General features: G+C 39.5%; 6 protein-coding genes. 3 read left to right on the top strand and 3 right to left on the bottom strand.

Annotated features, from left to right (window positions below):
* Positions 1–577: 577 nt before the first annotated feature.
* A complete protein-coding gene (locus JKA74_RS20040) occupies positions 578–1,120 on the bottom strand; it encodes a GNAT family N-acetyltransferase (RefSeq protein WP_201433029.1) in 543 nt (180 codons plus the stop codon).
* A 151-nt stretch (positions 1,121–1,271) separates the two neighbouring features.
* Here JKA74_RS20040 and JKA74_RS20035 point away from each other — a divergent pair, with 151 nt between their 5' ends.
* Positions 1,272–1,739, top strand: a complete 468-nt coding sequence (locus JKA74_RS20035) for a GNAT family N-acetyltransferase (protein WP_236587973.1) — start codon at positions 1,272–1,274, stop codon at positions 1,737–1,739.
* Between the two features lie 1,246 nt (positions 1,740–2,985).
* Here JKA74_RS20035 and JKA74_RS20030 read toward each other — a convergent pair.
* Positions 2,986–3,978 carry a hypothetical protein gene (locus JKA74_RS20030; RefSeq protein ID WP_201433028.1) on the bottom strand — a complete coding sequence of 331 codons (993 nt, stop codon included), beginning with the start codon at positions 3,976–3,978 and terminating at the stop codon, positions 2,986–2,988.
* Positions 3,979–4,303: 325 nt separating this feature from the next.
* Here JKA74_RS20030 and JKA74_RS20025 point away from each other — a divergent pair, with 325 nt between their 5' ends.
* Together JKA74_RS20025 and JKA74_RS20020 are read left to right on the top strand one after the other, a co-directional pair.
* Entirely contained in the window at positions 4,304–4,819 is a 516-nt protein-coding gene (locus JKA74_RS20025; RefSeq protein ID WP_201433027.1) for a hypothetical protein, read from the top strand.
* Positions 4,820–5,009: 190 nt separating this feature from the next.
* Positions 5,010–6,578, top strand: coding sequence for a serine hydrolase (locus JKA74_RS20020; RefSeq protein WP_201433026.1), 1,569 nt, complete (start codon positions 5,010–5,012; stop codon positions 6,576–6,578).
* Positions 6,579–7,048: 470 nt separating this feature from the next.
* Here the strand turns inward: JKA74_RS20020 and JKA74_RS20015 are convergent, their stop codons facing one another.
* A complete protein-coding gene (locus tag JKA74_RS20015) occupies positions 7,049–7,789 on the bottom strand; it encodes an EcsC family protein (RefSeq protein WP_201433025.1) in 741 nt (246 codons plus the stop codon).
* Positions 7,790–8,492 lie beyond the last annotated feature (703 nt).

Genomic DNA, 8,492 nt, shown 5'->3' with positions numbered 1-8,492 from the left:
AAGCAACTAAAATACACTCTCCCCAAATCTAAAGAGATAAAAACCAAAATCCTGAAGCCCACTCAGGAGCAGGAATGGCTATTGAATATGAAAATTTAATTTTGGGTCACGCGTTGCACAAAACAGGAGAAGAATGAAATTTGAAGTAGGGTAGTGGCTGGTAGATTTGCTACAGGTCAGCACCGCAGGTCAGACCGGTTTTAAAGCTTTGAGGCGGGATGTCTGATGTTTTCAACGTACCGACATCAGTGCTTCACTGAAAGCCGTGGTTCGTGTCTCACGAACCACTAGTACTGCCAACTTTGATTCGACCATCTGACTCAAATAGCTATCTTTTCTGCTTCCGATCGGTGCGCCACCGACCGGGGGCCAGGTCAGCACCGCAGTCGTGATATTTTAGAGAACTGAAATTAGAACGTCCTTGCGAGCGCAGCGTGGCAAACTTTGTCAACTCCTCTCACAGCCGTGGTTCGTGTCTCACGAACCACTTAGTACTACCAACCTTAACCATTCCTACCAGGTCAGTACCGCAGGTCAGACCGGTTTTAACGCAAAACTTGTTGGCTAAGCTCCGCTACTACCTATTTTGCCAACTCGCTTTAGTCATTTCATATACAAAGTTATGCTTCACCGCTTCCCCAAAGTAGGCCACTTCAATTTCACCTGTTTTAACAGCACCTAATTTAGTCATTGCCTTTTGAGAGCGAATATTGGTTGAGCCCACATGAAATATGACCTTTTCCACAAATTGAAAGGCATAATCCAGCATCAAGGTTTTCAGCGCCTGGTTATAGCCCTTTCCCCAACAACTTTTGGCCAAAAATGTATAGCCGATATGCACGGACTTGTCTTCTTCATTATAGTCATAGAAGCGGGAACTTCCCACTGCGTTTCCCATGGCATCATAAACTAAAAATGCCCCACCGGACTCCATGGCCCCCTTGAAGAAATTTTCAAATACCTCTCTTTGATAACGATTTTTGTTGGGATGTTGCTCCCATACTTCGGGATCTGATGCCACCTTGAAGAGTTGTTCAAAATCAGTAAGTTGTAGTGGATGCAGACTGATGAGGCTGTCTTTCAAATGAGCAGGCTGTAAATTAAAGGAATGAAGTGACATATAAGATGTATTTATGGCGGTAAATTATGTAGATTTTTTGGTTTCTTCTAAATCCATTATGCCAAAAATAATAAATCTGTAAATTTGAACGGAATTTAGTTGTAGTGCTTGTTGGTAACCCCTTGATTGATACTAATAATGAAAAACCATAATGGAGAGCAACATCATATTTAGAAAAGCAAAGCAGGAGGACTTGCCTGCAATTGTACAATTATTGGCCAATGACCCACTGGGTAGCACAAGAGAGGACTTTACAATTCCTGTTTCCGAAAAGTACCAGGAAGCCTTCCGGAACATCAATAATGACCCCCATCAGGAATTGATAGTGGCAGAAGCTAAAACCGAAGCTGAAATTGTAGGCACCTTACAATTATCATTTATCCAATACCTAACCTATCAGGGAGGAATCAGGGCTCAGATTGAGGCCGTGAGGGTAAGTGAGCGGTATAGGGGCAATAAGGTAGGCCAGCAAATGATTAACTGGACAATTGATCGTGCAAAAGCCAGAAAGGCACATCTTATTCAGCTGACTACAGATAAAATGAGGCCTGATGCGCTTCGTTTTTACGAAAGATTAGGCTTTAAAGCCTCCCATGAAGGGATGAAAATGAGACTTTGAGAGAGGGAGGAATGTTTCACCCTCTCTATGAAAGTTTGTTCAGTTAAACTCCAGTTTCACCATAGCTGTGGTTCGTGTCTCACTAAAAAAGCCGTGGTTCGTGTCCCACGAACCACTTAATACTGCCGACTTTGATTTGACCATCTGACTCAAATAACTATCTTTTCTGCTTCCGATCGGTGCGCCACCGACCGGGGGCTAACCATCGCTGCCATGTCAGTACCGCAGGTCAGACCGGTTTTAAAGCTTTGAGTCAGGATGTCTGACGTTTTCAACGGGAAACTAAGTTTATAGCCAACAGATTGCTTTACATGAATTCCGTTGACACGGAATAACATGCTCGCAATAACCAGTGGAAGCGAATCCTGGTACCGACCTGCCTGACGCACTATATAGAATGGTTTATTAAATTAAACCCCAGTTCCGATAATTATTTCACAGCCGTGGTTCGTGTCTCACGAACCACTTAATACTGCCGACTTTGATTCTACTGCCGACTTTGATTCGACCATCTGACTCAAATAACTATCTTTTCTGCTTCCGATCGGTGCGCCACCGACCGGGGGCTAAGGTCAGTACCGCAGGTTTTAAAGCTTTGAGTCAGGATGTCTGACGTTTTCAACGGAAAACTAAGTTTATAGCCAACAGATTGCTTTACATGAATTCCGTTGACACGGAATAACATGCTCGCAATAACCAGTGGAAGCAAATCCCGGCACCGACCTGCCTGACGCACCGGTTTTTAACCCAAAACTTGTTGGCTATCCCCGGTCAGTACGGCTATAAGTCGTCAGACCGTTAGTTTTCCATTCTTTCTAAACCGTTGGTTGCTGGGTTCTTTGCTTGTAGCTTATTATTCTGGTTAAAACCGGGATGTCTGACGTTTTCAACGTACCGACATCAGGTGTATTACCTAAGTAACCCGATCTTGATATTATAGAGAACTAAAATTAGAACGTCCTTGCGAGCGCAGCGTGGCAAACTTTGTCAACTCCTCTCACAGCCGTGGTTCGTGTCTCACGAACCACTTAGTACTGCCAACTTTAACCATTGCTGCGAGGTCAGCACCGCAGGTCAGACCGGTTTTTAAACTAAACTCGTTGGCCAAGCTCTCCATGTCGGTATCCTCCCAATGCTATTAAGTTAAGCTGTAATTTAAACCTCAACCTTGTATCCTTCTCCGAAGAGAGAAGGAAATTTGTCTTAACTTAATAGCAATGCGGCACCCCCCTCCTTAAAGCCTAGTTCAACTAAATCCCAGTTCCGGCAACACTATTCTGTTGATATACCAATAATTATAATCATTGTAGTAAAACAAGTGTGCAGTGACTTTCTGCTTCTTATTAACAGTGTATTGGTTTAATTTTTCAAATTCAATTTCACATTGAACCTCTGCTTTATCGTTATTGAAGTGGATAGATTTTATTTCTGATGAGGGAAGAATTATTTCCCCGGCTTTCTCCATCAAATCCTTTGCTTTCTCCACGAATAATTCTGCACAGGTGTTTTCGCCATTGATCTGCATTTTTTGCGCAATATTGTAGTGCATAAATTCAAAATTCTTATTGAAGAGGGAGTCCAGAAATTCAACACTGTACCGTTTGATATCCTCCTCATGATTGGGGTAAAATTCCTCATAAATAAAACAGGAAGTCATGCCCGGAACACCAAAAATGCTTAACTGCTCTTCCATAAGTTCTTCTGTAACAAAACGATAGATTTCCCTCTCGTTTACTTCATAAATAACATCCAGATTAATATGATACAAATCCATGAATTCCAATACTTTGGATAGCTCATCTTTTAACTCTTCATCAGTAAGACTTTCTCTGGGTTTGAAAACCGGGTTGCCTAATACTTCCTTTATTTTTTTGGATTCCTTTCTGGCAGCAGCCTCTTCAAATTGTTGGATGTAGTTCAGAAATTGGGATTCAACATCCGCAGGGAGGTTGGTATTTTCACTATTATAGAAATTCGCACCGAATTCGGCACTTAGCTTAAGCTTTTTAATTTCATTCTCTTGTCGTATTTTTTCATTCTTTTTCTTAAGTGGGTCATTATCACTGTGCATGGGTAAATTAGTATTGGTTGAAAGATAAATATCTAAAATATTCCAAATAAATACAAGTGAAGTAATTGTCGGAGTAGATATATTATAGGGGTCGCTGCCCCCTTTAGTTCCCCCAAAGGGGGAAGACGCACGGAAAAGCCCGCGCTTTTTAATTTGATAGGACATCATAGATTCAAAATTTTTGATTTATCATCTATAGTAATAGAGGTAAAGCTTACTGTTTCCTGCTGATTTATATCTGTGAGGCTATCCCTCCCATAGGGATGCCTTTGGCGCTTGAGGGGATCATAGGGGTGTTATCCATGTTGAGATTGCAGCCCCCTTTAGTTTTTCCCTGCCACCTATGGGGAAATTTTAAGGGCTCTGTGTTATCTTCCAATAGCAGCCATTGACTTCGCAAGCTAACGAGAAGGTATGGAAATTGAATGAAGTTGGACTAATAATTACAAATTGCTTATTTTTAACATTTTAATAAAACGTTAGTCAGAAAAAAATGAGCAAAACCCGGTTGATAAAAAGGTTAAAATGGTATTATCCAACTGAAAGGTTTCATACATATCTCACCTTTCCTGCTCTGCTGTTATACCTTCTATTTGCTAATTCAATTGAAAACGTAATTTTTCTTTCATATGGATTATTAGTTTGCATTGCTATCCTATATCAAGGGCAATTATATTGGAAATTAAAATTGGAAAGATTAATTGGTAAAGAAGTGGATAACGAAAGGAACCTGAATTTTTTCCATAAATCAAAAAAAGCAAACCAGTTTTTAATTGGCATAATGCCGTTAATGTTTATTTTTCAGGTGTATTTACAGAATTGGAATGTTAGTTCAAATAAGATGTTGTCTTGGGGAATTTTAGCTAATGTATTTGCGATTTTGGAGTACATAAACTATTATCACATTCAACTTATGGTTGATAACAAGTACGATATAGATTATTTGATAAAAAATAAAAAGTTAAAAAGAGCTAGCTTAGCAAAAGACTTAATGGAGAATAAAATTTAAAAAGCGGTAACACATATATGAAATGAGCATCCCGAGTACTCGGGACAAACTGAGGATGAGTAAAATTCATTTCGATATAATTTGGCTTCGAACAGAGCTTGAAAATTGACAGCATTAATGAAAATGAACTAAATATAAAAGATTGATTTTTACCATTTTGGTAAACTTTAGTCATAATAAAATAGCAATTATGAAAAAACTAACACTTCTTCTCTCATCATTACTCATTTTCTCTTTGGGCAATTCACTCTTTGGCCAGGGTATTAATTCAACTCAAATTGACGCTCTTGTTAGCAGGGCATTAGAATCAACTCCTTCCGTAGGAATTGCTGTAGCTGTTGTAAAAGATGGCAAGCTCATTCATTCTAAAGGTTATGGAGTTAAATCTATTGATAGTGATAAAAAGGTAGATGAGCATACCTTATTTGCTATTGCCTCAAATTCGAAGGCATTTACAGCCGCTGCCCTGGCAATATTGGTTGACGAGGGGAAACTGAATTGGGAAGATAAGGTGATAGATCATATCTCCGAATTTAAAATGTACAATGACTATGTAACTACCAATTTTACTATTGTAGATCTCCTGACGCATAGAAGCGGTTTAGGGCTTGGAGCAGGAGATTTATTGTTCATTCCTGATGGAGCCGATTTCACCATTAAAGATGTACTTAACAGTTTTCAATATCAAAAACCCGTCTCGGCCTTTCGTACTAAATATGATTATGATAATCTTCTTTATATTGTCGCAGGAGAAGTAGTGGCCCGGATAAGTGGAATGAGTTGGGTAGATTTTATTCAATCACGGATATTTGAACCACTGGAAATGAATAATTCAGTAGCCACAAATTCAAGATTGCAAGAAAATGCTAACCTGGCATTTCCCCACAACTCTGAAGGTGAAACAATTAAACAATTGCCTAATTCCGCTAGTGAGCTTGTAGCTGCCGCAGGTGGTATTTATGCCACTGTCGATGATTTGAGTAAATGGATGATCATGCAACTTGACAACGGTAAATATGGAAATGAGCTCTCCAATGAATTGTTTTCTGAAAGCCAGCAAAACCAGATGTGGAAGCCCCACACCCATTTAGGATTCACCACAAAACCGAACCCAAGAACAAAGCAACATTTTGCGGCCTACGGTTTGGGTTGGTTCATCGCAGATAAACAAGGAAAAATTGTTCTTAGTCATACAGGTGGCTTACCAGGCATGTTATCAAAAACAATTTTAGTTCCGGAGCTTAATTTGGGAATTGTGGTTTTAACAAATTCATCACCCGGAGGAAATGCCTATAACTCCATTCCTGAAACGATACTTGATTCTTATTTGGAGATTGAAGAAAGGGATTGGGTTAAGGAATTGGCAGATAGAGCAAAAGCTAATAGCAATGAGTCGGACTCTGTAACAACTGAAGTGTGGAAGGTTGTTGAAGAAAACAAATCCTCTATCATTGATTTAAATAACTACATAGGAACTTATAAAGACAATTGGTTTGGTGAAATAGAGATTACTATGGAGGATGGGAAACTTTGGTTTACCTCCAGGCGATCGCCAAAGTTGAATGGCCAGATGTTCTTTTATAAGGCTACTACTTTCGCCATTAAATGGGAGTATACAGACATGAATGCAGATGCATTTGCCACCTTTAGCTTGAATGAAGAAGGCAAAGGAATAGGCATAAAAATGAAAGGCATTTCACCCAATATTGATTTTAGTTTTGATTTTCAAGATTTAGACCTGAAGCGGGTTGATAAATAAACTGATACTAATGAAGCTATAATCTATGGCTGGTTTTGTAGGAAAGGATACTTTGATTTTTTTTACTTTCTTTAGGGAACTCTTGATAAATGCTTCAATGTTAGAAAAACCAAATAAAATCCCGACTTGCCGGGACAAGTTTTGCTCGGAGAGAGCGGGAGGGGTGGACAAAACAGCGGGCCAGCGTTGGGATAAGCGTAGAAGCATTGTTTTGTTCCCGAGTATCGGGACAAAAAGAAAGTGAAATAAAATTTGGAAATGAAATGTTAGAAACTCAATGTAACGCCTCACTTTTTGATGAAAAGCCTAATTTTTGAAGTTTTAACTAAAATGCTTTTATAAAGGACTTTATAAAGTCGTAGAGATGAATTTTATTTCAACAACAATTTTCATGAGATGCCTCTTTATACCAGCCTTTGACTAGTATACTCCTTCCCGGTTAGTGTTTCACCAACATCTGGGCATATTTCTCAGGAATTGAATTCGGCTATTCGCATCCTATAGGCATTCATGGCATTTTTACCCAGCTTTTTGGTATAGGTGTGATTAACTAATGCCCCTGAAATGGCACCAATGCCAGGTATTAATTGGATTAGCTTGGCCAGATCAATAAAATCGCGGTACTCCAGCTGAAAAGTTCGCCAGTCGAACTCATGAATATCAGTGGGTAGCTGTTCCTTTTGTTGTTCCCAGTCGCTCATTATTTTAAAGATGGCATTGCGGTGATTTTGACTGGAAAAAGTGAGCTGGAAGATATGTAGAATGTATAACCTTTCTTTGTAATCTGTCACATCCACACCATACACATTGGCTATTTCAAATAACATTTTCATTTTGAGTGAGAGCCACAAGGGAAAATCAGCCAGACTGGAAAAGAAACCGCCAAAGCCGGTGATCGCACCCTCTGCAGCAGAAGAGGAGGAGTAAATTTTGATCTTTTTTAGAGCAAGTTGCTCCACTTCCTCCAAAGTGCCGGGCTGCAATCGTTTAAAAGTGGTAAACCCGGCACCAAATAAAACCGCTCTTATTATTTCTTTTACTGCTTTGGTAACCACTCGATGGACTTTTTCAGGGATGATTCTGTTGATCTTGTGCTGCATACCTTTGGCCACTTTATTAATGAGGGTGGGCCTTTTACTCATTTTTAAGCGCCAGACCCAATGCTCATGGTAGATGTTTATAAAATGGCCTGAGTTTTCATCAACTTTCATGTGTATATGTTTATTGTCAATGGCCACATGGAATTCAATAAATTTTATTCATCCTCGGTTGGTATATTGAGGATTCTAAAATTTATGTTCATTTCATGTGGTGCAATATTCTTTAGTATAAGTTACAGATTGGCAACGTTCACTATGGTTTGGAGGTTGCTACGGTATCCTAAGCTGGCTACTTTCCAGAAAGATGAAGCCCGGAAGAAGGGGTATAAAAGCCAGTACAGCCCCCTTTAGTTCCCCTGGCCCCCTTAGATTCCCCCAATGCTCTTAAGTTAAGCTTTTATTTAAACCTCAACCTTTCATCCTTCTCCGATGGGAGAAGGAAAATTGTCTTAACTTAATAGCATTGTAGTTCCCCCAAAGGAGGAAGACGCACGGAATGCACTTTTGCTTTTTAATTTGATAGGACATCATAGATTCAAAATTTTTGATTTATCATCTAGAGTAATAGAGGTAAAGCTTACTGTTTCCTGCTGATTTATATCTGTGAGGCTATCCCTCCCATAGGGATGCCTTTGGCGCTTGAGGGGATCATAGGAGTGTTATCGGTACTGTCTCATTTATTCTCCACTCTTTTCAATTCCCACACCCACAATACCAAACCTACTACCTACATGTAGGTATTTTTCATTGTTTTTCGATGAATAATTATGATTTGATAGAGAGAGGCCTTATGTTATGAGTTAGATTATAAATG

Source organism: Marivirga aurantiaca, from assembly GCF_016679925.1.
Classification (GTDB): domain Bacteria; phylum Bacteroidota; class Bacteroidia; order Cytophagales; family Cyclobacteriaceae; genus Marivirga; species Marivirga aurantiaca.
The sequence above is the reverse complement of the archived record's forward strand: the minus strand, read 5'-3'. Positions and strand labels throughout refer to the sequence as shown.